This window comes from Streptomyces sp. NPDC054866 (assembly GCF_053610745.1).
In genome coordinates this window covers 1,753,786-1,777,213 of sequence record NZ_JBSGZA010000001.1, presented here as the reverse complement: position 1 = coordinate 1,777,213, position 23,428 = coordinate 1,753,786, and the positions used below count along the sequence as shown (strand labels likewise).

At 70.8% G+C, this 23,428-nt stretch carries 19 protein-coding genes; 7 read left to right on the top strand and 12 right to left on the bottom strand.

The genetic code is table 11. The features are described from left to right. The first annotated feature begins 18 nt into the window (after window positions 1–18). Together ACWGI2_RS07660 and ACWGI2_RS07655 are read left to right on the top strand one after the other, a co-directional pair. Window positions 19–534: a lytic polysaccharide monooxygenase auxiliary activity family 9 protein gene (locus ACWGI2_RS07660; protein WP_453694462.1), complete on the top strand. Its 516-nt coding sequence runs from the start codon at window positions 19–21 to the stop codon at window positions 532–534. A 173-nt stretch (window positions 535–707) separates the two neighbouring features. Continuing rightward, window positions 708–1,931: a serine hydrolase domain-containing protein gene (locus tag ACWGI2_RS07655; RefSeq protein ID WP_453694461.1), complete on the top strand. Its 1,224-nt coding sequence runs from the start codon at window positions 708–710 to the stop codon at window positions 1,929–1,931. A 70-nt stretch (window positions 1,932–2,001) separates the two neighbouring features. Here the strand turns inward: ACWGI2_RS07655 and ACWGI2_RS07650 are convergent, their stop codons facing one another. From ACWGI2_RS07650 to ACWGI2_RS07635, 4 genes are all read right to left on the bottom strand, one after another. Then, window positions 2,002–4,854 carry an NHLP bacteriocin export ABC transporter permease/ATPase subunit gene (locus tag ACWGI2_RS07650; RefSeq protein ID WP_453694460.1) on the bottom strand — a complete coding sequence of 951 codons (2,853 nt, stop codon included), beginning with the start codon at window positions 4,852–4,854 and terminating at the stop codon, window positions 2,002–2,004. Window position 4,855: 1 nt separating this feature from the next. Further along, the gene (locus ACWGI2_RS07645; RefSeq protein WP_453399149.1) at window positions 4,856–7,141 is read right to left on the bottom strand and encodes an NHLP family bacteriocin export ABC transporter peptidase/permease/ATPase subunit; all 2,286 of its coding nucleotides are present in this window, start codon (window positions 7,139–7,141) and stop codon (window positions 4,856–4,858) included. Continuing rightward, window positions 7,138–7,944 (bottom strand): HlyD family efflux transporter periplasmic adaptor subunit, encoded by an 807-nt coding sequence (locus ACWGI2_RS07640; protein WP_453399150.1) that lies wholly within the window; start codon window positions 7,942–7,944, stop codon window positions 7,138–7,140. Before ACWGI2_RS07640 ends, ACWGI2_RS07645 begins: the two co-directional genes overlap by 4 nt. A 94-nt stretch (window positions 7,945–8,038) precedes the next feature. After that, window positions 8,039–8,266: a type A2 lantipeptide gene (locus ACWGI2_RS07635; RefSeq protein WP_160509292.1), complete on the bottom strand. Its 228-nt coding sequence runs from the start codon at window positions 8,264–8,266 to the stop codon at window positions 8,039–8,041. Between the two features lie 440 nt (window positions 8,267–8,706). On the opposite strand from ACWGI2_RS07635, the gene ACWGI2_RS07630 reads away from it, so the two are divergent. Further along, window positions 8,707–9,165: an RrF2 family transcriptional regulator gene (locus ACWGI2_RS07630; RefSeq protein WP_453399151.1), complete on the top strand. Its 459-nt coding sequence runs from the start codon at window positions 8,707–8,709 to the stop codon at window positions 9,163–9,165. 34 nt (window positions 9,166–9,199) lie between these two features. Here the strand turns inward: ACWGI2_RS07630 and ACWGI2_RS07625 are convergent, their stop codons facing one another. Then, window positions 9,200–9,421, bottom strand: a complete 222-nt coding sequence (locus ACWGI2_RS07625) for a hypothetical protein (protein WP_453399152.1) — start codon at window positions 9,419–9,421, stop codon at window positions 9,200–9,202. Window positions 9,422–9,636: 215 nt separating this feature from the next. On the opposite strand from ACWGI2_RS07625, the gene ACWGI2_RS07620 reads away from it, so the two are divergent. From ACWGI2_RS07620 to ACWGI2_RS07610, 3 genes are all read left to right on the top strand, one after another. Then, window positions 9,637–10,842, top strand: a complete 1,206-nt coding sequence (locus ACWGI2_RS07620; protein WP_453399153.1) for an acyl-CoA dehydrogenase — start codon at window positions 9,637–9,639, stop codon at window positions 10,840–10,842. 71 nt (window positions 10,843–10,913) lie between these two features. Further along, window positions 10,914–11,696, top strand: a complete 783-nt coding sequence (locus ACWGI2_RS07615) for a thioesterase family protein (protein WP_453694459.1) — start codon at window positions 10,914–10,916, stop codon at window positions 11,694–11,696. 181 nt (window positions 11,697–11,877) lie between these two features. Then, the gene (locus ACWGI2_RS07610; protein WP_453399155.1) at window positions 11,878–12,699 is read left to right on the top strand and encodes an endonuclease I family protein; all 822 of its coding nucleotides are present in this window, start codon (window positions 11,878–11,880) and stop codon (window positions 12,697–12,699) included. Window positions 12,700–12,760: 61 nt separating this feature from the next. Here ACWGI2_RS07610 and ACWGI2_RS07605 read toward each other — a convergent pair whose 3' ends face one another. Further along, on the bottom strand, window positions 12,761–13,738 hold the full coding sequence (locus ACWGI2_RS07605) for a 2-hydroxyacid dehydrogenase (RefSeq protein ID WP_453694458.1): 978 nt from the start codon (window positions 13,736–13,738) through the stop codon (window positions 12,761–12,763). Next, a complete protein-coding gene (locus ACWGI2_RS07600; protein ID WP_453399209.1) occupies window positions 13,735–14,910 on the bottom strand; it encodes a lactate 2-monooxygenase in 1,176 nt (391 codons plus the stop codon). The genes ACWGI2_RS07605 and ACWGI2_RS07600 overlap by 4 nt, the downstream gene beginning before the upstream one ends. A 153-nt stretch (window positions 14,911–15,063) precedes the next feature. Between ACWGI2_RS07600 and ACWGI2_RS07595 the strand changes: the two genes are divergently transcribed. Continuing rightward, on the top strand, window positions 15,064–16,260 hold the full coding sequence (locus ACWGI2_RS07595; protein WP_453694457.1) for a PucR family transcriptional regulator: 1,197 nt from the start codon (window positions 15,064–15,066) through the stop codon (window positions 16,258–16,260). A 39-nt stretch (window positions 16,261–16,299) separates the two neighbouring features. On the opposite strand, the gene ACWGI2_RS07590 is transcribed toward ACWGI2_RS07595, so the two are convergent. The 5 genes from ACWGI2_RS07590 to ACWGI2_RS07570 form a co-directional block, all read right to left on the bottom strand. After that, on the bottom strand, window positions 16,300–17,427 hold the full coding sequence (locus ACWGI2_RS07590) for an LLM class flavin-dependent oxidoreductase (RefSeq protein ID WP_453694456.1): 1,128 nt from the start codon (window positions 17,425–17,427) through the stop codon (window positions 16,300–16,302). A 14-nt stretch (window positions 17,428–17,441) separates the two neighbouring features. Next, window positions 17,442–18,863, bottom strand: coding sequence for an NtaA/DmoA family FMN-dependent monooxygenase (locus ACWGI2_RS07585; RefSeq protein ID WP_453694455.1), 1,422 nt, complete (start codon window positions 18,861–18,863; stop codon window positions 17,442–17,444). 17 nt (window positions 18,864–18,880) lie between these two features. Further along, window positions 18,881–20,143 (bottom strand): LLM class flavin-dependent oxidoreductase, encoded by a 1,263-nt coding sequence (locus tag ACWGI2_RS07580; protein ID WP_453694454.1) that lies wholly within the window; start codon window positions 20,141–20,143, stop codon window positions 18,881–18,883. Between the two features lie 78 nt (window positions 20,144–20,221). Further along, on the bottom strand, window positions 20,222–20,356 hold the full coding sequence (locus ACWGI2_RS07575) for a putative leader peptide (protein WP_453399161.1): 135 nt from the start codon (window positions 20,354–20,356) through the stop codon (window positions 20,222–20,224). A 191-nt stretch (window positions 20,357–20,547) separates the two neighbouring features. After that, window positions 20,548–23,358 (bottom strand): beta-L-arabinofuranosidase domain-containing protein, encoded by a 2,811-nt coding sequence (locus ACWGI2_RS07570; RefSeq protein WP_453694453.1) that lies wholly within the window; start codon window positions 23,356–23,358, stop codon window positions 20,548–20,550. Between the last annotated feature and the right edge of the window lie 70 nt (window positions 23,359–23,428).

The window sequence follows — 23,428 nt, the reverse complement described above, 5'->3', positions numbered from 1 at the left end:
CACTCAGAGGGAACAGAGATGAACAAGAAACAGAAGCTGGCAGCCGCTCTGGGCGCGGGATTCGCGCCCGTGCTCGTCCTGGCCTCCGTCACCCCGGCCAGTGCCCACGGCTATGTCTCCTCGCCCCCGAGCCGTCAGGCACAGTGCGCGGCAGGCACCGTGTCCTGCGGCGAGATCACCAACGAACCGCAGAGCGTCGAAGGCCCCAAGGGGCAGACGACGTGCAGCGGCGGCAACGCGCGGTTCGCCGACCTGGACGACGACAGCAAGGGCTGGAAGGTCACCGATGTCGGCTCGTCGCAGGAGTTCAGCTGGAAGCTGACGGCACGTCACAGCACAAGCACCTGGCAGTACTTCGTCGGCGGCAACAAGATCGCTGAGGTCGACGACGGGGGCGCCCAGCCGGGCGAGACCGTCACGCACAAGGTCGACTTCGGCGGACTCAGCGGCAAGCAGAAGGTGCTCGCGGTGTGGAACATCGCCGACACCGCCAACGCCTTCTACGCCTGCATCGATGTGAACATCGGGGGCTGAGCCCCCGCGCGGGTGGCAACCCCACACCACCCCACCCGGTCTGCCGGGCAGCGGCGCCATCACGCCGCCGCCCGGCAGACCGGGCTTTTGCGTACTCATCTGCCGCATGATGCGTACGCACCTGCCGCATGAATCGACGCTGCGTATCGGGTCCTGGCTGAGATGGTGGACTCATGGCCGATCTGCGCAAAACTCTGGAGACGCACGTCAGCAACAGCTCCGTGGCGGGAGCGGTGGGCCTGGTGGCCCGCGGTGACCAGGACGGCCGGGGCAGCCGGGGTGACGGGGGCGAGGAGGTCGCGGCCGTCGGGTACGTCGACGTCGAGGGCACCGCCCCGCTGGCCAGGGACTCGATCTTCCGTATCGCGTCGCTGACCAAACCCATCGTCGCCGCGGCCGTCATGATGCTGGTCGAGGAGGGCCGGATCGGGCTGGACGACCCGGTCCGGGAGTGGCTCCCGGAGCTCGCGTCGCCGAGTGTCGTCCGCACGCCGGCCTCACCGGTGGACGACGTGGTCCCGGCGGTCCGGCCCATCACCGTCTTCCATCTGCTCGCATCCCGTACCGGATACGGGTTCCCGTCCGACTTCTCCCTGCCCGCGCTCGCGCCGCTCTTCAGCGAACTGAAGCAGGGGCCTCCGCAGCCGCAGGCCGTTCCGGCGCCGGACGACTGGATGGCCGCGCTGTCCCGGATCCCGCTCCTGCACCAGCCCGGCGACGGCTGGCTCTACAACCTCAGCTCCGACCTCCAGGGCGTACTGATCTCCCGGGTCACAGGGGCGCCGCTGCCCGAGTTCCTTGCGGAGCGGCTGTTCGAGCCGCTGGGGATGAGCGACACCGCGTTCTCGGTGCCGCCCGGCAAACTAGACCGGTTCACCAGCTACTACGCGGCCGGGTCCGAGGCCGGGCCGGAACGCGACCCCGAGAGCGGACTCGAACTGCTCGATGCCCCCGACGGGCAGTGGAGCAGCCCGCCCGCCTTCCCGTCCGGCGCCGGCGGTCTCGTGTCGACCGTCGACGACTGGCTCGCCTTCGGGCGGATGCTGCTCGCTGAGGGACGCACGGCCATGGGGCGCCGACTGCTCGCTCCCGAGTCGGTACGGCGGATGACCACCAACCAACTCACCACGCCCGAGCGGGAGTCCGCGGGTCTGTTCCTCGAAGGGATGGGCTGGGGTTTCGGCGGCGCGGTGGATGTCGAGGCCGTCGAACCGTGGAACGTGCCGGGACGCTACGGCTGGGTCGGCGGCACGGGTACGACGGCACACATCACACCGTCCACCGGCACGGTCACGCTCATGTTCAGCCAGCTGCAGATGGGCGGGCCGAGCTTCCCCGAACTGATGCGGGACTTCTGGCGGTACGCGGCCGGGACCAGCGCCGCGGGCATGACGTAGCCCGGGGCACCGGCCCCCCGAGCCGGGCTCCATGCCGCGCCGCCGCGCCGCCAGTCAGCCGCGGCGGCCGTCACTGCATCTGCCGCCGCACCAGCTCATGCAGGCGCCCGCCAGTATCCGCCAACAGCTGCGCGGGCGGGCCCTGTTGGACCACTCGGCCCTCCGACATGACGATGACCCGGTCAGCGTCCATGACCGTGGAGAGGCGGTGGGCGATGACGATGCGGGTGGCGTTCAGGGCCCGGGTGCTGTCGATGACCGTGCGTTGCGTCTCGTTGTCCAGGGCGCTCGTCGCCTCGTCGAAGAACAGGACGCGGGGGCGCCGGATCAGGGCCTGGGCGATCATCAGGCGCTGGCGCTGGCCACCGGAGACCGCTCCGCCACCGGAGATCATCGTGTGCAGGCCCATCGGCATGCGCTTGATGTCCTCGGCGAGGCCCGCCATCGCCGCCGCCTCCCACGCCTCCTCCTGCGTGAACGTCTCGGCGCCGCAGATGCAGTCCAGGATCGATCCCGTGAGCGGCTGCGCGTTCTGCAGGACGACTCCGCACTGGCGGCGTACGGCCGCCTGGTCCAGGGCCGACAGGTCCTGGCCGTCGTAGAGGACGCTGCCCGAGGCCGGCTTGTCGAAGCCGATCAGCAGGCGAAGGAGAGTCGACTTTCCGCAGCCGCTGGGGCCGACGACCGCGACGAACTCGCCCGGCCTGATGGAGAGGGACACGTCGTCCAGGACCAGGGGGCCGTCGTCCGAGTAGCGGAAGGACAGTCCGCGGGCCTCGATCTCGCCCTGCAGCTCGCCCGGCTGCGTGCTCGCGCCCCGCACCTCCGGCGCCTCGTCGAGCACCGGCTTGATCTGCTCGAACATCGGAAGCACCGCGGCCGCCGAGAGCAGCGCCCCGGTCAGCTGGGTGACGGATGTCAGGAGCATCGTCACCGCCGTGCTGAAGGTGAGGAACTCCCCTGCCGTGAGGCTCCCGCGGGCCGGGCCCGCGAGGAGGATGAACATGATGAGCGTGCACAGCGGGAGGTAGACCGAGTTGAGGACCGTGGTGACGTTCTTGATGCGGCCCGCCCGCTGTTGCAGCTCCCGGCTGCGCGCGAACTCCCCCGCCCACGCCGCGTACGCGAAGCTCTCCGCCCCGGCGACGCGGAGTTTGGGCAGGCCGCGCAGTGTCTGGAACGCCTGGTTGTTGAGCTTGTTGGAGAGCTCGACCAAGCGGCGCTGCCAGCGCAGTTCCCACAGGCCCAGCGTCAGGAACACCGCCGCGATCACCACCAGCATCCCCAGCGCGGCCAGGGCCAGCGGCACGCTGTAGAGCAGCAGCAGGACCAGGTTCATCGCGCCGATCGTGCCCGCCTGCAACGCGACGGGACCGATGCCCGAAAGGACCCGGCGGATCGCGCTGACGCCCATCGCCGCGCTCGCCAGTTCACCCGTCGAGCGGGAGGCGAAGAAGCGCGTGGGAAGGCGCAACAGCCGGTCCCAGACCGCTGGTTGAAGGGCGCTCTCCATGCGTCCCTCCATCCTGAGGATGGTGAGGTTCTGGAGCAGCATGAAAGCCGCCGAGACGATGCTCGTGATCATCACCGCCAGGGACACCTGGACGATGAGGCTCTTCTCGCCGTTCGGGACGAACACGCCGAGCACCTGGCCCGTCGCGATCGGCACGAGCGCCCCGATCGCCACCGTCACCAGACCTGCGATCGCCAGATTGCGTACGTCGCCGCCGTTGCCCCGCAGGCTGAAACGGAAGAGGCGCCACGGCGTCAACGACCGCTCCGGCAGCGGTCGGTAGAACATGACCGCCTGCGGTTCGAACTCCTCCGCGTTGGTCTTGTCGACGCGCATGCGCCGACCGGACGTGGGGTGGACGGACTCGTAGCCGCCGCGCCGCCACAGCAGCGCGACCGGCGCCCCGCTCGCCGCGCGGTACCCCACCAGCGGGCCCGTGTTCTCGCGCCACCAGCGCCCGTCGAGCCGCACGGCACGGGTGCGGATGCGCGAGGCGACCGCGACCTGCTCCACCGGGTCGATCCGGTCGCTCACCGCACCGCCCTCCGCGGCGCCGGACAGCGTGATGCCCGCCGCCTCGGCGACCAGGCGGCAGGCCGCGTACGTCGCGTCGTCACCGCCCCGGGATCCGCTGGGGCGTGAACCGCCCTTCCCGGAGCGGCCGATGGAGGCGATGAGCGTGCGGTCGGCCTGCTCGCGGACCGTCTCGCCCGCCTTGATGCCGGCCGCGGTGCGGTCCTCGTGGGCCCGCTCCTGGCGTTCGATCCAGCGGTCGAGGGTCGAGAGCAGCCGGTACTGCTGGTTGACCATGCGCTGCCACATGGCGGCGTCGACGAGCAGATCGCCCGCGGCCTCCGCGCTGTAGGCGGAGCCGTACTGCACGCTGCCCGGCGCGACCGGCATCCAGAGGATCTCGTCGTCGGTCACGATGTCGTCACCCATGGTGCGGCCGTCGAGCGGGGCCTCGAACAGGACCCGCTGGCTGCGTCCGATGCCGAGCGCGAAGGCGTGCTCCAGGAGGCTCAGGGCCTGGTCCTGGGTGTCGTACTGACTGGGGTACTGCTGCTCGTAGGCCCAGGTGTCGCCGTAGTCGGGGCGGTACAGCTCACGCAGCGGGATGCGGCGCAGCTCGCAGCCCTGGAGGGGGCGTCCGACGAGGGTGTGCTGGGGGCCTTCGACGGGGCCGAGGAGCAGGGTGCCCGGTTCGAGGCGGCCGAGGAAGTGCCAGTGGCCCTGCTGGACGGCGTCGACCGCGAACAGGTCGAGCGCGCCTGCGACGACGAGCCAGAGGACTTGCGGGCCTTCGAGGTGCACGCTGCGCAGGCCCGTGCAGTCGGCCGGGGTACCGAGCGCGCCGAAGGCGGCGGCGACGCTGTCGCCCGGGTACGCGTGTTCCGGTGCCTGGGTCACCTCAGTGCTCCTTGACCAGGTCGGCGTAGGGTCCGCCGGCGGCGACGAGGTGTTCGTGGCGTCCGCGTTCCACGACCGAGCCGTGGTCGAGGACGACGATCTCGTCGCTGTCGCGCACGGTGCTCAGGCGGTGCGCGATGACGACGCAGGCGCAGCCGCGGCGGCGCAGGTTGTCGATGATGACCTGCTCGGTCTCCGCGTCCAGGGCGCTGGTCACCTCGTCGAGTACGAGGATGCTGGGGCGGCGGACCAGGGCACGGGCGATCTCCAGGCGCTGGCGCTGCCCGCCGGAGAAGTTGCGGCCGTCCTGCTCGACGCGGCCGTGGATACCGCCGGGCCTGCGGGCCACGATGTCGTACAGGCAAGCGTCCTTGAGGGCGGCGACGACGGCGTCGTCGGGGATGGACGGGTCCCACAGCGCGACGTTGTCGCGGATGGTGCCCTCGAAGAGGAAGACGTCCTGGTCGACGAAGGAGACGGAGGCGGCGAGCGCCCCGCGCGGTATGTCCTCCAGGCGCTGCCCGTCGATGCGGATGGTCCCCTCCCAGGGGGTGTAGAGCCCCGAGATCAGCCGCGAGACGGTCGACTTGCCGCTGCCGGAGCCGCCGACGAGCGCGACCTGCTGGCCTGGGCCCACGGACAGCGAGAAGCCGGTCAGGAGCGGCTTGTCGAGGGGGCTGTAGCCGAAGGTGATGTCGTCGAGGGTGACGTGGCCCTTGAGACGGCGGGTGCTCGCGGCCGGTTCGGGGCGGGAGTAGAGGGTGTCGACGGGGAAGTTCTCGACGTCCTTGAGGCGGGCGACGTCGGCGCCGAAGTCCTGGATGCGGCCCGCGACGCCGTTGAGGCGGGTGATCGGCGCGGTGAAGCGGGTGACGAGCGCCTGGAACGCGACGAGCAGACCGATCGACAGATGCCCTTCCACCGCGCGCAGGCCGCCGATCCACAGGATCAGCGCGCTGTTGAGCGTCGCGAGGGTCGGCGCGACCACGCCGAGCCAGGCGCTCGGCACTCCGAGGCGCTGCTGCTCCTCCAGGGTGGTGGCGTGCTGGCCAGCCCACCGCCGGAAGTAGCCGTTCTCGCCTCCGGTGGCCTTCATCGTCTCGATCAACTGCAGGCCGGTGTACGAGGTGTTGGTGAGCTTGGCGCTGTCGGCACGGAGCTTCTGGGTGCCGGTGGCCCGCAGCCGGATGACGATGCGCATCGCGACGATGTTCAGGAGGGCAATGCCTACGCCGACGAGGGTGAGCTGGGGGTCGTAGGTCCACAGCAGGGCCGCGTAGAGGAGTACGACGATGCCGTCGACGCCCGCTGCCGTGAGGTCGCGGGCCAGTGTCTCGGCGACCGCGTCGTTGGACGCGAGGCGCTGGACGAGGTCGGCGGGGCTGCGCTGGGCGTAGAACGTGACGGGCAGGCGCAGCAGATGGCGCAGGAAGCGGGCGCTGCTCAGCGTCGAGGAGATGATGCGGCCGCGCAGCAGATTCGCCTGTTGCAGCCAGGTGAGGACGACGGTGAGCGCCACCATCGCCCCCATCGACGCGAACAGCGCGCCGAGCAGGGACGTCTGATGGCCGATCAGGAACAGGTCGATGTACGTGCGGCTGAGCGCGGGCAGCGCCGCGCCGACCGCGACGAGCAGCAGGCTGGCGAAGAGCGCGGCGAGCATGGTGCCCGTGGTGCCGCGCAGCCGAGCGGGCATCGCTCGCATGATGCCGGGCTTGCGGCCTCCGGGCCGGAAGTTCTCGCCCGGTTCGAGGACCAGGACGACGCCGGTGAAGCTGGTGTCGAAGTCCTCGGAGGGGACGAAGCGGCGGCCCTTGTCCGGGTCGTTGATGTACGCGCCGCGGCGTCCGAAGCGGCGGCCCATTCCGTCGTGGACGACGTAGTGGTTGAACTCCCAGAAGAGGATCGCGGGCGCCTTCACCTCGGCGAGCGCGGCCGGTTCCATCTGCATGCCCTTGGCCGTGAGGCCGTAACTGCGCGCCGCCTTCAGAAGGTTGCTGGCCCGCGAGCCGTCGCGGGAGACGCCACACGCGATGCGCAGCTCCTCCAGCGGGACGTGCCGTCCGTGGTGCGCCAGGACCATGGCGAGCGCGGCGGCGCCGCACTCCACGGCCTCCATCTGCAGGACGGTGGGGGTACGGACGGTCTTCTGCGGCTTGCCCTTGGACGCGGGGCGGGGCGCGGCGCGGCGGCGGCCGCGCTGCGGGGGCTCGGGGCGGTGCCTGCGACGGCCGCCGGGGGGCGGCAGTTGCTGCTGGTGTGCCGGGGAGGGGTGCGGTGCGGTCACGGAAGCAGCCAATCGATCGGGCGCTGCTCGGCGAGGTGGAAGGCGCCGGTGGCCAGGGTCATGGAGTCGAGTGCGAAGGGCGGGCCTCCGGCGGACGACCACTTGTAGCCGGACTTGGTGCCGGAGGACTTCTCCAGGCTCACGAGGACGGCCACGGGCGGCCCGTCCTTGGTGAACTGCCCGGCCAGTTCCTTGTCGCCGAGGAACCCGCTGATCTTCTGGTCGCTCTGGGCGGTGCGCCCGACCGCCTTCACGCGGCCGCGCAGCGTCCCGTACTCCTGCGTGGGCACGGACTGGACCGTGAGGTCCACGGAGGCGCCGACGGGGACGGTGGCCGCGCTGTCGGCGGGGACGTAGAGCATGGCGAGGAGGGGGTCGTCGGTGCCCGAGACACGCTCGACGGTCGCGACGTCGGCGCCGGTGGTGACGACGGTGCCGATCCTGGCGACCAGTGTGGTCACGCGGCCCGCGGCGATGGAGCGTACGACCTTGTCGCCTCGGTCCGTACGGACTTTGAGCACGGGGGCCCCGGCGTCGACGCGTTTTCCCTCTTCGGCGATGACGCGCGTCACCTGTCCGGTGACGGGGCTCTGCAGGACGTAACTCCCCTGGCCGTGGGTGAGGATGCCGGGTGCGCGGAGTGTGGAGGAGATCGAGCCGGTCACGGCCCAGACGCTCGCGGCGGCCATGACGATCACGGTGACGGCGAGCACGAGCAGGCCCTGGGGTCGGGCGTAGCGCACCGGCAGGTCGAGTTCCTCGGGCGACTGCAGCTTGGACAGGGCCTGTTGGCGGAACTGCACGGGGGCTTCCCTTACCTTGCCTACGGCGTCCGTGAGCCCCGGAACTGGATGTTCCGGGGCTCACGGATCAATGGTGTCTCAGTGAGTTCGAGACTCAGAGACCGGCGACCGTGCTGGTGGCCAGGCCGGCGATGGGGGCCGTGTTCAGGCCGGTGGTGCCCTCGACGACGCCCACGGCGGTGCCGACGGTCGAGGAGACCGGGGCGATCGAGTCGACGACGCCGGTCACGGTGCCGACGGCGTTGGCGGAGAGGCCACCCGAGACGTTGTCGAGGTCGGCGTCGGAAATCTCGAGGGTCTCGACCTGGGGGGTGTAGTTCATGGTGTGAGCTGCCCTTCTCATGAATGTTGCAAAGGTGTTTCCAACACTGCGGAATCTGATGTGCGAATTCCGCGGTGGCCAGGATCAAAGCACGTTCGCACGTCGTACATCCAATCGACGAGACAACGTCCTGCGGCGCTTGTGGCATCGAATCACCGCTGCGTGCAGGCATGTTCACCGCGTGGGAGCAGCTCCTTCACAAGCTTCACAGACGGGAATACCGCGAGCGGAAGGACTCCCTCCACCAAAGCGGACACTCTCGCATCAAAGCGAAAGTTCTGTGGTCAATACACAAGGGCTTCGCGTGGAGTGTTCGCCGAATGGCGTGACTGGGCTGCGCATTCGATGTGCAGGTTTATTGAAGGCGTGCCGAATCGTGGCCGAAGGGGACACCGGGGTCAGGGGCGTGCCGTTCAGGGCGGTGCAGCATAATGCGGGCCATGCGGATCTCAGCCAGGGCGGACTACGCGGTACGTGCCGCGCTGCAACTCGCCGCGTGCCAGGACGACGGGCCGCTGAAGGCCGAGGCCATCGCGGACGCCCAGGAGATCCCGCACAAGTTCCTCGAGGGCATCCTCAACGACATGCGGCGCGGCGGTCTCGTCCTCAGCCAGCGCGGCGGCAACGGCGGCTATCGCCTCGCCCGGCCCGCCGACCACATCAGCATCGCGGACGTCATCCGTGTCGTGGAGGGCCCCTTGGTGTCGGTACGCGGAGTGCGCCCTCCGGAGCTGGCCTACAGCGGGCCCGCGGAATCGCTGCTGCCGCTGTGGATCGCGCTGCGGGCGAACGTCCGCCAGATCCTGGAGGGCGTGACCCTGGCCGACGTCGCGGGCGCCGAACTGCCCACCCCGGTCACGGCGCTCGCCGCGGATCCCGCGGCGTGGACGAACCCTTAGGCGGCGGACGGCTGCCCGTCGTGCGCGGGGGCGCCTAGCGCCGGTTGCGCGGATGGTTGCGCGCCGCGCGTTCGTTGCCGTGCTTGTACGCGCCTGTCCAGCGCGCCATCACCAACTGGGCGTCGCCCGACTCGACCTCGGCGAGGAACTTCTCGGCGCGCGCACCGCGCAGCGTTCCGGCCGCGCGGCCGTGGTGGGTGATCGCGACGCTGGCGTCGGGGCGCTGCTCGTAGGTGAAACCGGAGGGTCTTGGCATGGTCGGATGCTAGGCATGACGGCTGTGGTTCCGTAACCGGATTTCCCTGCGCCTTCGGGCGTTCGGCGGCGAGGGCCGCCGTTGGAACGGCCTTCTCGGTACCACCCTGCGAGACGGGGACGTCCGCCCCTTGAACACCCCCTTGTCGATGCGGGAGTTCACCTCCACTATTCCTATCAATCAGGTAGGGAAACTAGGAATCTGTGAGGCGTCCCGTGACAACGCTGACCCCCTCCGCCTCGCCGCGCGTCGTCCGGGAACTCGCCGACGACCTCGCCGTCGACGCGGACCTGCGCGACCGGGCGGGCAAGCCTCCGGTCGACGAGATCTCGCGACTGCGCGAGGCGGGACTGCCCGCGCTCCTGACGCCGACGGGTCCTGACGGCCCTGACGGCCGGGGCAGCGACTGGCGCACGGCGTGTACGGCGGTCAGGGACATCGCGGCAGCGGACAGCTCCATCGCCGAACTCCTCGCGCACCACCACGCCCTGTCGTGGAGCCCTCGCCTCTTCGCCGCGCCCGAGGCCGCCGCCGCGCTCGAACTGCACGCCGTACACGAGCAGTGGCTCTGGGGCGGTGACATCGAACTGCCGGACGCGCACACAAGTACCGACCTCGCCCTCACCCCGGCCACCGACGGGTACGTGCTGCACGGCAGGCGGCCCCTGACCGCGGGCGTCGCCGTCGCCGACCGGCTCGTCCACACCGTGCGGCGCACGGACAGCGGCGAGTGGGTGGTCGTCCATGTGGATCCGGCCCACCCCGGCGTCTGTGCCGAACCCGCGCACGATCTGCTCGGGCAGCGCCTGAACGGTGCGGGCGCGGTCAGCTACGACGACATACCGGTGGCCGCGCACCAGGTGCTCGGCACGGTCCCCGTGGACGAGCACGAGATCTCACCGTTCACCGCGCTCGCGCCGCTGACCCGCCGACTCCTGCTCGTCCAGGTAGGCCTGGGCAACGCGGAGGGCGCCCTCGCCGAGGCGCGGGACATCAGCCGCGCCCTGCCGCGCCCCGCCCTTGCGGCGGCTCTCGACACCGGAGGGGACTGCGGGCCGCCTCCCACGGACCCCTATCTCCTGCTCGCCTACGGAGAGTTGGCGACGGCAGCGCACACCGCAGCCGCGGTGGTGGAACGCGCGACGGAGGCACTGGCCTCGGGCCTGGAGACAGGGCCCGCGCTCGGCGCCGACGAGCGTGCCGACATCGCGTTCCTCGTGGGCGCGGCCGAAGCGGTCACCACCCGGTCCGCCCTGCACATCACCACCCGCGTCCTCGAACTCACCGCCGACGCGCCCTCCCCATCGGCCGACCCCGGCCTCGACAGGTTCTGGCGCAACGCCCGTGCCCTGACGGCCCACAGCTCCGCCGCGCACCGCCTCCGCGACCTAGGGGAGCACTACCTCAACGGCCTTCAGTAGCACTCCTCCCTGCCCCTTTCGCGGCCAGTACGATCTTCTTCCGTGTCCGCGAGCCGGAGAGGGAAGCAGCGTTGAACACCGGCAGCTATTACGAGCCCATCGACGAGCACCGCTACAAGCCCACGTCCCACGCGGGCGGCGCCTGGTCCACCGACGAGCAGCACTTCAGTCCGCTCGGCGGCCTCATCGTGCACGCCATCGACCGGCACGTGGCCGCCCGTCCTGACAGTGGCCTGCTCCTGTCCCGGATCAGCTTCGACATCCTCGGACGACTCGCTCTCGACGAGTGCGAGATCCGGGTGGAGACCCTCCGGCCCGGCCGCACCATCGAACTGGTCGAAGCCGTCGTGCTCATGGCCGGCCGTCAGGTGGTGCGGGCCCGCGCCTGGCTCCTCGCCTCCGGTGACACCAGCGCCGTCGCGGGCGGCGGCGCCGAGAAGCTCACCCCACCCGAGGCGCTCACGCCCTGGCCCATGGCTTCCGTGTGGCCGGGCGGATACATCGCCTCCCTGGAAGTCCGCCCCCTCGGACCCCCGCAGCCCGGCCGTACGACAGCGTGGATCTCCACCCCGCTCGAACTCGTCGCCGGGCAGAGCGCGAGCCCGCTCGCGTCGTACATCGCGCTCGTGGACACCGCCAACGGCATCGCCGTACGCCAGCCGCCCACGGCCTGGATGTTCCCCAACGTCGACCTCACCGTCCACCTCCACCGCCAGCCCGAAGGCGACTGGACCGGGCTCGACACCACGGTGGCCTTCGGGCCGACCGGCCAGGGCATCACAAGCACCGTCCTGCACGACGTCTCCGGCCCCGTCGGGCACGCGCAGCAGATTCTCACCGTCCGCCCCCTGTAGGGCGCCGGGTCACCCCGCATGTCGCGTCCATGACATCGTCACAGATTCGACCCACAACGTTCATACAGTGATGCGCCCACCCGTGCCACTCTCCCGTTGGCCCACTTGTCAACTCGCGTAGACCGCAGGCCCAGTTGAAGGGTCCGCGGTGCGCGAGCCTCCGGGAGAGGACACCCCCCACATGCCCGTCCCTCACATACGTCGCTGGAAACCGCTCGCCATGACGGCCGCCGCGGTCCTCGTCGGGATCACCGTCCCGGCCGCCGCCGACGCCGCGACAACGGCCCCCACGCCGACCGCGGCAGCCACCGGCGCCTATGACGACACGTACTACAAGGACGCGCTCGGCAAGACCGGTCCGGAGCTGAAGAGCGCCCTGCACACGATCATCAGCGACCAGACCAAGCTGTCGTACGACCAGGTATGGGACGCACTGAAGGTCACCGACCAGGACCCGGCCAACAGCGGCAACGTGATCCTGCTCTACACCGGCCGCTCGCAGAGCAAGGACAGCAACGGCGGCGACCCCGACCAGTGGAACCGTGAGCACGTGTGGGCCAAGTCCCACGGCGACTTCGGCACCGCGACCGGCCCTGGCACCGACATCCACCACCTCCGCCCGGAGGACGTGTCGGTCAACAGCACCCGCGGCAACAAGGACTTCGACAACGGCGGCAGCGCGGTCGGCGAGGCGCCGGGCAACTTCACCGACTCCGACTCCTTCGAGCCCCGTGACGCCGTCAAGGGCGACGTGGCCCGCATGATCCTCTACATGGCCGTGCGCTACGACGGCGAGGACGGCTTCGCCGACCTGGAGCCCAACGACAAGGTCGACAACGGCAGCGCACCAGCCATCGGACGCCTCTCCGTGCTGAAGCAGTGGAGCGACGAGGACCCGCCGGACACGTTCGAGAAGAACCGCAACCAGGCCATCTACGACCAGTTCCAGCACAACCGCAACCCGTTCATCGACCACCCCGAGTGGGTCGGAGCGATCTGGTAGATCACGGTCGCCGGTGGTGGCGGCCTCAGGGGCGCGGCCACCACCGGCAACTGACAAGCCGTCAGGAGACCACGTCCCCCAGCGGCTTGCCCTCCAGGTGACCGGCCACGTTCTGGATCGCGGCGAGGCCGATGCGGACGAGCGTCTCGCGGGTGACACCCGCGACGTGCGGGGACAGCACCACGTTCGGCGCCTTGAGCAACCGCAGGGCGGCGGTGGGCGGTTCGGGATCGAAGACGTCGATGCCCGCCCCGGCCAGCTTGCCCGCCGTGAGAGCGTCGGCGAGGGCGTCCTGGTCGATGAGCGCGCCCCGCGCCGTGTTGATGACGAAGGCCGTCGGCTTCAGGAGGGCGAGGCGCTCGGCGTCCAGGAGATGGCGCGTCCGCTCGGTGAGCGGGGCGTGCAGGCTGACGTAGTCGGACGTACGGAGAAGCTCGTCGAGTTCCACGTGGCGCGCGCCGCCGAGGCGGGCCTCCGCCTCCGCGCCGAGGGCGCTCGGCCCCGCGTAGACGATGCTCATGTCGAACACGACCGCGCGGCAGGCGACTTCCTCGCCGATGTGGCCGAGCCCGACGATGCCGAGGGTCTTGCCCGAGAGCTCCGTGATGGACTGCTGGAGGCGGGGCAGCGCCCAGTCGGCTTCGGTGAGGGCGGTGTGCGCCGGGATCAGCTGCTTGGCGAGGGCGAGCATGAGGGCGAAGGTCTGCTCGGCGACGTTCTGCTTCTCGGCGCCGCTGGAGCCGATCGAGCAGACGGTCACGGAGCGTGCGCGGGCGGCGTCCAGGTCGACGTAGTCGAAGCCGTGGCTAGCGCACTGGACGACCTCCAGGTCCGGGGCCGCCGCGATGTGTTCGGCGGTGACGGGCGCCAGGCCGGTGATGATGACGTGTGCCTCGCGCAGGGCGGCGGGGTCCTCGTCGGCCGATTCGACGACGGTGACATGCGCCGAAGCGGGCAGCAGCCCGGCGAGGGCGCCTCCCGCCGCTCGGCCGCCCACGTGGGGCGAGACGATGGCGAGGACGTTCTTCACGGCGGTCATGCGGTCTCCTCGATCAGGTCGTCGGGGGTGAGGGTGGCGGGTCCAGCGTGTCCGGACAGGGCCAGGGTGAGGTCGAGTTCGGCGAGCAGGCAGCGGATCACGTGGTCGACGCCCGCCTGGCCGTCGAGGCCGAGCCCATAGGCGTACGGCCGCCCCACGAGCACGGCCTCGGCGCCGAGGGCGAGCGCCTTGAAGATGTCGTCACCGGTACGGATGCCGCTGTCGAACAGGACAGTGAGCCGGTCGCCGACCGCCTCCACGACGCGGGGCAGCGCGTCGGCCGCCGCGACGGAGCCCGCGACCTGACGGCCGCCGTGGTTGGAGACCACCACCCCGTCCATGCCGACGTCGGCGGCGCGGCGCGCGTCGTCCGGGTGCAGGATCCCCTTGAGCACGATCGGGCCGTCCCAGTTCTCGCGCAGGAACGCCAGGTCCGGCCAGGTCTTCGCGGGATCGGCGAACATGCCGACGAAGTGCATCACGGCCGCGTTCGGGTCCTCGTGCACCGGCTTGGCGAGGCCTGCCTGGAACGCCGGGTCGCTGAAGTAGTTGGCGGTGCCCACACCGTGCAAGAAGGGCAGATACGCCTGGTCGAGGTCGCGTGGCCGCCAGGCAAGGAGCGGGGTGTCGAGCGTGACGACGAGGGCCGTGAAACCCGAGGCCTTGGCGCGGTCCAGGAAGCTCTTGGTGACGTCGCGGTCCTTGGCCCAGTACAGCTGGAACCACCGCTGTGCGTCCCCCATCTCCTTCGCGACCTGCTCCATGGGCGTACTGGAGGCAGAGGACAGGATGTACGGGACGCCGCGGGCCGCGGCCGCGCGGGCGGCGGCGGACTCGCCCTCCGGGTGCATGATCGACAGGACGCCGATGGGAGCGAGGGCGAGCGGCGCGGGCAGCCGGTGGCCGAGCACCTCCACGGACAGGTCGCGTTCGTGGACGTCGCGCAGCATGCGCGGCACGATCCGGCGCCGTTCAAGGGCTTCGCGGTTGGCGCGGGCGGTACTGCCGTTGCCCGCGCTCCCGGAGACATAGCCGACCGGTCCCGGGCCCAGACGCTGCTCGGTCAGCTCCTCCAGGCGGGTCAGGTCGGTGGGCAGGCGGGGTACGGCGCCAGTCATGCCGTTGAGATAGATCTCGTACTGGAAGTCCGCCCAGTTCGGCGTCGTCGTCATGTGGTGGGTCCCGTCCGGTGGCCGTGACTGCGTGAGGCTGCGCGCGGCTGCGTGAAGCAGCACGGAACAGCACTGTCTACCCGACGATCCTTGCCACAGTGACAAGCCCCGTCCATGGCCGTACGCACCTTTTTCTGATGGGACTATCACCCTGTGACAAACAAGCGGGAACGCGTCCGGCAGGAACTCCTGGCCGACTCCCACCTCGTCGAGGCGGTCGTCGACGCGGTGCACGAACAGGTTCCGGCGTACACGGCGCTCGACGGCAGCAGGTTCCCCGAGGTGCGGGCCATCGCGGCCTGGGCGACGGACCGCCTCCTGGACCGCTGGGTCACGGACAGCGCGATCAGCGACGGCGATCTGCGGCGCTTCCGGGGGATCGCGGCGGCGCGGGCGGCGGACGGCCGCCCCTTGCAGGCCGTGCTGCGCGCCTACCGGGTCGCGGCGGCCGTGCTCGCCGACGAGGTCGCCGCCCGCGCCCCGCAGCTGTCCGCGCAGGACGCCTTCGCCCTCGCACAGCTGCTCCTGACCGCCATGGACACCATCTCCGAGGAGATGACGACGGCGTACGCGGCCACCAGTGAGCGCCTCACCGGTGATCGCGACAGGTCGCTCCAGCTGCTGCTCGACGACCTGATCGCGGGCCGGCACGCGTCGTTGGGCGCGCTCGGCGCGAGGGCGTCCCGCCTGGGCGTCCAACTCCCCGAGCGTTACTGCCTGTTGGTGGCGGAACCGGCGGACGCGGGAGTCCTGGACGGCGGCTCGTCCGACATCTCCCTCATGACGTCGACCGCCCTGCTGGCGGCCCTCGGTGGCGGCGGGGCGCGCGGAACGTCACTGGCGACCACGCACGGTTCGCGCGCCGTCCTGCTCCTGCCCGCCGCCTCCGCCGACGCCGTGCCGGAGGTCCTGCGCCGGCACGCCTGGCGCGGCTGCGTGATCTCGGGCGAGAGCCTGGACCGCGTCGCCGTCGCCCACCGGCTCGCGGCGGGCGCCCTGGACACCGCTCCCCCGCACGCCCATCACACCGACCGGGCTCTCACCGACGCCGACGCGCACGTCCTGGCGCTGCTCGCGGGCCACCCCGTGGTGAGCCCCGACCAGATCGGCCGCATCGTCCTCGGCCCGCTGGTCGAGGGCGCCCAGCGCCACCTCCTGGAAGCCCTCACCGCGTACATCGACACCGGCTCGGCCAACGCCGCGGCCCGCGAGCTCCACCTCCACCCGCAGTCCGTGCGCTACCGCCTGCGCCGCGTCCGGGACATCACCTCGCGCGACCCGCAGGACCCGTGGCAGCGCCTCACGCTGGACATCGCCCGCACGATCGTGCTCGGGGGCCGTGGCGGGTAGCCGTCCGCCGGGTGCGACGGCGCCCGGCGGACGGACATGTCACCTGCGCCGCCACTCCTCGGCGAGCAGTTCGTAGGAGCGCACCCGGTCGGCGTGGTCGTGGGTGATGGTGGTGATGAGCAACTCGTCGGCGCCGGTGGCTTCCTGGAGCTGTTCCAGGAGGTCAGCGACGCGTCCCGGGGAGCCGGTGAACTGGGTTTCGGTGCGGTCCTCGACCAGGGCCCGGTCCGCGTCCGTCCAGACGTGCCGTCGCGCCTCCGCCGGTGTGGGGTACTGGATGGCGCCCTCGGCCGTGCGGATGCTGCGGACCCACGGACCGTAACCCGCGGCGAGTTCACGGGCGGTCTCGTCGTCCTCGGCGACGACGACGTCGGCGGAGACGCTGACATAGGGCTTGTCGAGTACGTCGGAGGGCTTGAACGCGGCGCGGTAGCCCTCAGCGGCTTCCAGCACCGTGCCCGGACTGACGTGGTAATTCGCCGCGAACGGCAGTCCGTTGCGGCCCGCGACGTCCGCGCTCTGCCCACCGCTGCTGCCCAGGATCCACACCTGGATGTCGGCGCCCTCGCCGGGGACGACATGCGCTTCGATGCCGTCATCGGACCGGTACGTCCCCGCGAGCAGCGCCAGGATGTCGTCGACCTGCTCGCCGTAGTCCTGCGCCTGGGCGCGCGGCTGCTGGAGCAGCTTGCGCTGGAGGGCGACGCGGGGCGAGCCGAGCAGGTGCTCGTAGGAGAACCGTGCCGGGATCCGCAGCCCGTTGGGGGCGCGGCCGTCGACGACGGGGGTCGCGGTCGGCAGCGGAGCGGCGGGCGTCGCGGGCGGCTTGCCGCCGGAGCGGCCGAGCCCCAGGTCGAGGCGCCCGGGATGCAGCGCGTCGATCAGGCCGAACTCCTCGACCGTGGAGAGCGCGGTGCGGTGACCGAGCTGTACGGCGCCCGCCCCGAGCCGGATCGTGGAGGTCGCGGCGGCGGTCAGGGCGAGGACGACCGCGGGTGAGGTGCCTGCCACGCCCGGGTTGAGGTGGTGTTCGGCGAACCAGTAGCGGGCGTAGCCGAGTTGCTCGGTCTGCCGGGCCAGGTCGATGGAGTTGTGCAGCGCCTCGGCCGCGGTGGAGCCGGAGGAGACCGGGACCAGGTCGAGGACGCCGAGAGGTATGGCTGACATGTGTGTGGTCCTCCTCAGCGGCCGGCCGACGCGGGCACGGACTCGGGCTCGGGCACGGACTCGGACGTGTGGACGCCCGCGTCGGGATGGGCCAGGCCCAGGTGGTCGCGCAGGGTGGTGCCCTCGTACTCCGTACGGAAGACGCCGCGCTCCTGGAGCAGCGGGACCACGGTGTCGGCGAAGGCGTCGAGGCCGCCGGGGGTGATGTGCGGGACGAGGATGAAGCCGTCGGAGGCGTCGGCCTGGACGAAGGTGTTGATCGTCTCCGCGACGGTGGCCGGGGAGCCGACGAAGGACTGGCGGTTGCCGGTCTCGATGACGAGGTCGCGGATGGACCACTTGTTCGCGGCCGCCAGCTCGCGCCACTCCCGGGCGGTGGCCAGCGGGTCGCGGTACATCCGCACCTGGGCCCGGCCGCGGGCGATGGTGTGCTCGCCGACGTCCGGGCCGATGTCGGGCAGCGGGCCTTCCGGGTCGTACGCGGAAAGGTCGCGGTTCCAGACGAACTCCAGGTGCTTGATCGCGGTGGCTCCGCTGACCTGCTTGCGCCGCACCTCGCGCGAGAGTTCCTCCGCCTCGGCGTCCGTGTCCCCGAGGACGAAGGTCGCGGCGGGCAGGATGAGGAGCTGGTCGTGGGTGCGGCCGTGGCGGGCGAGGCGGCCCTTGACGTCCGTGTAGAACGCCTGGCCTTCCTTGAGCGTGCTGTACCGGCTGAAGATCGCGTCCGCCCCGGCGGCGGCGAACTCACGCCCCTCGTCCGAGTCACCGGCCTGGAAGATGACCGGCCGCCCCTGAGGACTGCGCGGGACGTTGAACTGCCCCTGGATGTCGAAGTGTTGGCCCTGGTGGACGAAGGCGCCCGCCCGGGCGTCGCGCAGGAAGGTGCCGGTCTCCTGGTCGGCGACGATCTCGTCCCCGCGCCAGGAGTCGAACAGCTCGCCCACCGTGCTGAGGAACTCCTTCGCCCTGGAGTAGCGCTCCTCCTGCGGCAGGAACCCGCCGCGGCGGAAGTTCTCGCCGGTGAAGGCGTCCCAGGAGGTCACGACGTTCCAGGCGGCGCGTCCGCCCGAGAGGTGGTCGAGGCTGGCGAACTGGCGGGCCACCTCGTAGGGCTCGTTGAAGGTGGAGTTGATGGTGCCGGTCAGGCCGAGGTGTTCGGTGACGGCGGCGAGCGCGGTGAGGACGGCGAAGGTGTCGGGCCTCCCGACGACGTCCAAGTCGTAGATCTTGCCGCCCTGTTCACGCAGGCGCAGCCCCTCGGCGAGGAACAGGAAGTCGAACTTGGCGCGCTCGGCGGTCCATGCGAAGTGCGCGAAGGAGCTGAACTCGATGTGGCTTCCGGCCTCCGGGTCGCTCCATACGGTGGTGTTGTTCACGCCGGGGAAGTGCGCCGCGAGGTGGATCTGCTTGAGCGGCTTGTCCGGTGACTTGCTCATAACGGGGTCCTTCCTGCTCAGGCGGTGGCGGCGTAGCGGCCGGCGGGGCGGGCGAGGCCGAGGAGGCCGCGCAGGGTGTCGGCTTCGTACGCGTACCGGAAGGCGCCGCGCCGCTGGAGCTCGGGCACCAGGCCCCGGGTGATCGCCGGGAGGTCGTGGCCGATGACGGCGGGGCGCAGCCGGAACCCGCTGAGTCCGGCCTGCCGCAACTCCTGGAGCAGGTCCGCCAGTTGGGCGGGCGTGCCGGTGAACACCTGTGCGTCACTGGTGTACGGGTGCCCTGCGAGGGCGTCCAGACGCTCGCGGCGGGCCCTGGCGGCGGCCGGGTCGTCGTCGAGGAACACCACCAGGTCACCGAAGAGGTGCAGGGGCTCGTCGGCCCGCCCGGCCGCGTCCTGTTCGGCGCGGACCGCCGTGACGACGGCGCGTGCGTGCCGGGCGTCGCGCGGGGTGACGTATCCGATGTCGGCGGAGCGGCCGAGCAGCCGGAACGGCGCGTCGGTCGGGTTCTCGTGGGCGAGCGCGCTGACGAGGGGCTGTCCCTGTGGCGGCCGTGGCGTGATCGAGGGGCCCTTGACGCTGAAGTGCTTGCCCTCGAAGTCGATGTAGTGCAGCTTGTCGCGGTCGATGAAGCGGCCGGTGGCGGCGTCCCGGATCTCCGCGTCGTCGTCCCAGCTGTCCCAGAGCCGGCGCACCGCTTCGACGTAGTCGGCCGCCTCGTCGAAGAGATCGGTGGTCAACTCCCGTACGGCCGGGCTTTCGAGGTCCTCGAAACCAAAGGCGGGGAAGGTACGGCGTCCGAAGTGCGCGGCCTCGTTGCGGCGTGCCGACACCTGCACGCGCAGGCCCGCGCGGCCCGTGCTCACGTAGTCGAGCGTGGCGATCGCCTTGGAGATGTGGAAGGGCTCGGTGTGGGTGGCCACCACGGTCGGCACTAGACCGATGTGGCTGGTCAGCGGTGCGACGCGGGATGCGATAAGGACGGCGTCGAGCCGTCCGCGGATCTGATCGGTGCGTTCGTCGGGTTCGGTGAAGTGCGAGGACTGGGGGCCGAGCGCGTCCTCGATCGTCACGAAGTCGAGCAGGCCGCGCTCGGCCTCGGTGACCAGATCGGCCCAGTACCCGGCGGTGAACAACTCCCTAGGGCGGGCGGCGGGTTCACGCCAGGCGGCCGGGTGCCAGCCCGCGCCGTCGAGAGCGACGGCGAGGTGCAGCGCGGCGGAAGGGTCGTTGACAGGGGAAGAGGGCAGGGCGGATGAAGGTGAAGGTGATGACGACACGAAAGGAGTGCCTTCCTGATTCGACCGTACGAGAACACCGGCCCCTCGGTTTCGAGGGTGCGGCGGCGGGGTGACGGGTCAGGAACGACAGAGGGCGCCGGCGACGCGCTGCAGGTCGATGTGCGGCCGGGAGTACAGATGCACCTGGCGGCTCGGGGCGATCACGAGGACGCGCGGGTCGGGCACGGGCGGCACCTGTGGCACGTCCGTCACCTCCACCCAGGGTTTGACGCTGGCATTCGTAACCTGCTCGGACGTTACGTGAGGTCGTAGCCGTGCGCAATGCCCGTGGATCATGGCCGGGCTCACATCGCCGTACGTGCCTCGCCGTCGGTCTCCGTCAGGGTCAACCACCGCACCACGCCTTCTGTTCCGCTCCCCCGACACGAGTCGGCCACCCTCGCCTACGGCACGTACGTCGCGCTCTTCGCCGTACTCACCACCTTCTTGCCGTCCGCCGCGCTCAGGCGTCCTGCCGTGACCCAGGTGTCCACGACGGTTCGGACGTGATCGACCAGCGCGGTCTTGTTCCTGAAGGGAGCGGCCGACCAGATCTCGTCGAGGAGCGTCGTGCCGTCGGACCGTGCCGGGTTGGCGACGCCCGAGTCGGTCGTGCCGAAGACCACCTTGGGTTCGACTCGCTGGAAGTAGGCGTGGGTCGGGTCCTGGGTGCCTTCGTGGAAGGGTGCGAGGCGGACGCCGTCGAGCGTGTAGTGCAGCGGTTCGCCGTCGACCGGCGTGAGGGTGGGGAGCAGGTCGCCGGAGAGTGCGGTGTTGCGGTGGAGGCCGAACCGGAGGTAGGTCTTCGCGCTGTCGCGGGCCACGAGATGGACCGGCCCGTAGAACAGGGCCTGGATGTCCGGCTTGTCGAGGGTCTTCTCCACCCGCAGCCGGAAGGGGATCGACACCCGGACGGTGTCCCCGTCACGCCAGGTCCGCGATACGGAGAAGTAGGCCCCCGGGATCGGATCGCCCTTCGCCTTCCTGCCGTTGACGCTCACGCCGAACCCGCTCCCCGCCCAGGCGGGTACACGCAACCGCAGGTCGAAGGCGGCGGTGGAGCCCCGGACGGTGAGCGTGGTGCCCTGTTCGTTCGGGTAGTCGGTGGTCTGCGTGACCGTGACGCCCTTGTCCTTCCAGGTCAGAGTGGAGGGGCTGTAGAGGTTCACGTACAGGACGGAGCCGTCGGCCTTCCGGAAGTAGACGGAGTCCTGGTACTTGGTGGCGCTCTCCATGCCCGTGCCCTCGCAGCAGGTCGTGCCCGCCTTGGGCGTGTAGTCGCGCACATGGCCGGGGGTCAGGCCGATGAAGTAGGTGACGAGCGGTTTCTCCGCGTCGGCCTTGTCCTGCTTCGAACCGAGGACCTGGTTGTAGAGGGCCCGTTCGTAGTAGTCCATGTATGCGGGGTCCTGCTCGTGGAGGAACAGCGCCCGGCTCAGCTTGAGCAGGTTGTACGCGCAGCAGGTCTCGGCGGTGGTGTCGCCGAGCGTGCCGGCGATGACACCGGGCGCCTTCCAGAACTCGCCTGTACTGGTTCCGCCGATGCCGTACATACGGGTCGGCACGACCATGCCCCAGAAGTTCTTCGCGGCGGTGAGGTAGCGCCGCGAGCCCGTCTCGTCGTACAGCCGGAGCAGTCCCGTGAAGATGGGGATGTGCTGGTTGGCGTGGAGCCCGTCGAGGGTGTCGTCGCCCGCGGCGCACGCGTCGATGAGCTTGTCGAGGTCGAAGAGGCGGGCCAGGGCCAGGTGTTCGGCCTTGCCGGTGATGGCGTACAGGTCGCAGATGGCCTCGACGATGCCGCCGAACTCTCCGCTGGAGAAGATGCCCCACATGCGTTGCAGGGTGGTCCGCGGCAGTGCGGACAGGCGGGCGTACATCCAGTCGCACATGCCCGACGCGAGGTCGAGCGCCCGGCTGTCGTCCGTGTGGAGATAGGCGTCCAGGACACCGCGCAGGATCTTGTGCGCGGTGTAGTACGGCGCCCACACCACGGTGTAGTCGCCTCGGGTCATCGACTCCAGGGTGATGAACTGCGCCTCCGGGTAGGCCGCGAGGAACCCGGGGTGGCTCGGCCCGCCCCAGGTGCGGCGCAGGGTGGCGTGCAGGCCGCGGCCGGACCTGTCGGCGAAGGAGGCGCCGCTTGTCTCGTCGAAGGCGTACGCCGCCAAGTCCCCCGCTCCAGCGGGTGATTCGGCGGCGGGCTCGTCCTGGAGTCCGGCGATCTCACCGGCGGTCAGCGCCCGCGACCAGAGGTTGACCTCGTCGAACGCGCCGGCGAAGACGGGGTCGGCCGCGAAGTGGGAGCGGCCGAGCCAGTTGTTCTTCAGGGGGCCGAGTGCGGCGGGATCGAGGGTCATCGCGGTGTTCGCGGCGACCGCGGTGCCGTTGACGTAGAGCGTGCCGGTGGAGCCCGCGATCGTCACCGCCACGTGGCTCCACTCGTGCAGGGCAAGCGGCTCGGTGCCGTTGATGCCCTGCTCGCCGCCAGGACCGTGCGTGGTGATGGCGAAGCGTGGGACTCCGTCCGCGTTGCGGGCGGCCAGGTAGAGGTATCGGCTCGTGTCGTCGCCGCAGTCGAGGATCCGGGTCCAGTCGGCGTCGTGGGCGGGCTTCACCCAGGCCGAGAGGGTCACGTCCGAGGCGTCGCCGAGGACACCGGACGGGAGATCGACGTACTGGTGGGAACCGCGGACATTCTGCGCCGCCGTGCCGAACCTGCCGGAGACGCTGAGCACGTTCGGGTCGTGGCGGAGCGCTTCCCTGACCTCCGTCAGCGCCCCGATCATCGAGCGGATCCTGTCGGCGTACGCCTTCTCGCCCGTGCTGGCGTAGGCCTGGGAGAGCATGGTGAGGAAGTGGCCGGTGTAGTGGCCGCGGAGGTTCCCGTTCGCCTCGCCGTCGAGCCCTTCCCAGCCGCCGGGGGCCACCGCGCCGCGGGTGGAGAGCCCCGCGTTGGCGCGGAACACCTGGAGGAGCCGGTCCACGTCGTAGCCCCGGCCGTGGTCGAGCATCAGGGCGCGCTTGGCGGCGAAGAGTCCCTCGCGCAGGGTTACGTCCTTGAGCGCGAACGGCCGCGCACTCGCGGGGGCCACGGAGCGCGGAGCCGCGCCCGCCGTCCTGCTCGCGGCGAGAGACGGGATCACCGGTATCGCCGCCGCGAGAACCGCGGCACGCAGGACGGCTCGTCTGGCGGGCGTGGGGGCGGGGGCCATGGGTGCCTCATCCCTGATCGGCTCGTTCGAAATATCGGACACAGTTCGGGTAACCGACCAAAAACTAGGA

What these genes read in the sequence shown, in the direction of transcription:
- ACWGI2_RS07660 (WP_453694462.1), top strand. Translation starts at nt 19, where the DNA reads ATGAACAAGAAACAGAAGCTGGCAGCCGCTCTGGGCGCGGGATTCGCG.
- ACWGI2_RS07655 (WP_453694461.1), top strand. Translation starts at nt 708, where the DNA reads ATGGCCGATCTGCGCAAAACTCTGGAGACGCACGTCAGCAACAGCTCC.
- ACWGI2_RS07635 (WP_160509292.1), bottom strand. Translation starts at nt 8,266, where the DNA reads ATGAACTACACCCCCCAGGTCGAGACCCTCGAGATTTCCGACGCCGAC.
- ACWGI2_RS07630 (WP_453399151.1), top strand. Translation starts at nt 8,707, where the DNA reads ATGCGGATCTCAGCCAGGGCGGACTACGCGGTACGTGCCGCGCTGCAA.
- ACWGI2_RS07625 (WP_453399152.1), bottom strand. Translation starts at nt 9,421, where the DNA reads ATGCCAAGACCCTCCGGTTTCACCTACGAGCAGCGCCCCGACGCCAGC.
- ACWGI2_RS07610 (WP_453399155.1), top strand. Translation starts at nt 11,878, where the DNA reads ATGCCCGTCCCTCACATACGTCGCTGGAAACCGCTCGCCATGACGGCC.
- ACWGI2_RS07605 (WP_453694458.1), bottom strand. Translation starts at nt 13,738, where the DNA reads ATGACCGCCGTGAAGAACGTCCTCGCCATCGTCTCGCCCCACGTGGGC.
- ACWGI2_RS07600 (WP_453399209.1), bottom strand. Translation starts at nt 14,910, where the DNA reads ATGACGACGACGCCGAACTGGGCGGACTTCCAGTACGAGATCTATCTC.
- ACWGI2_RS07590 (WP_453694456.1), bottom strand. Translation starts at nt 17,427, where the DNA reads ATGTCAGCCATACCTCTCGGCGTCCTCGACCTGGTCCCGGTCTCCTCC.
- ACWGI2_RS07585 (WP_453694455.1), bottom strand. Translation starts at nt 18,863, where the DNA reads ATGAGCAAGTCACCGGACAAGCCGCTCAAGCAGATCCACCTCGCGGCG.
- ACWGI2_RS07570 (WP_453694453.1), bottom strand. Translation starts at nt 23,358, where the DNA reads ATGGCCCCCGCCCCCACGCCCGCCAGACGAGCCGTCCTGCGTGCCGCG.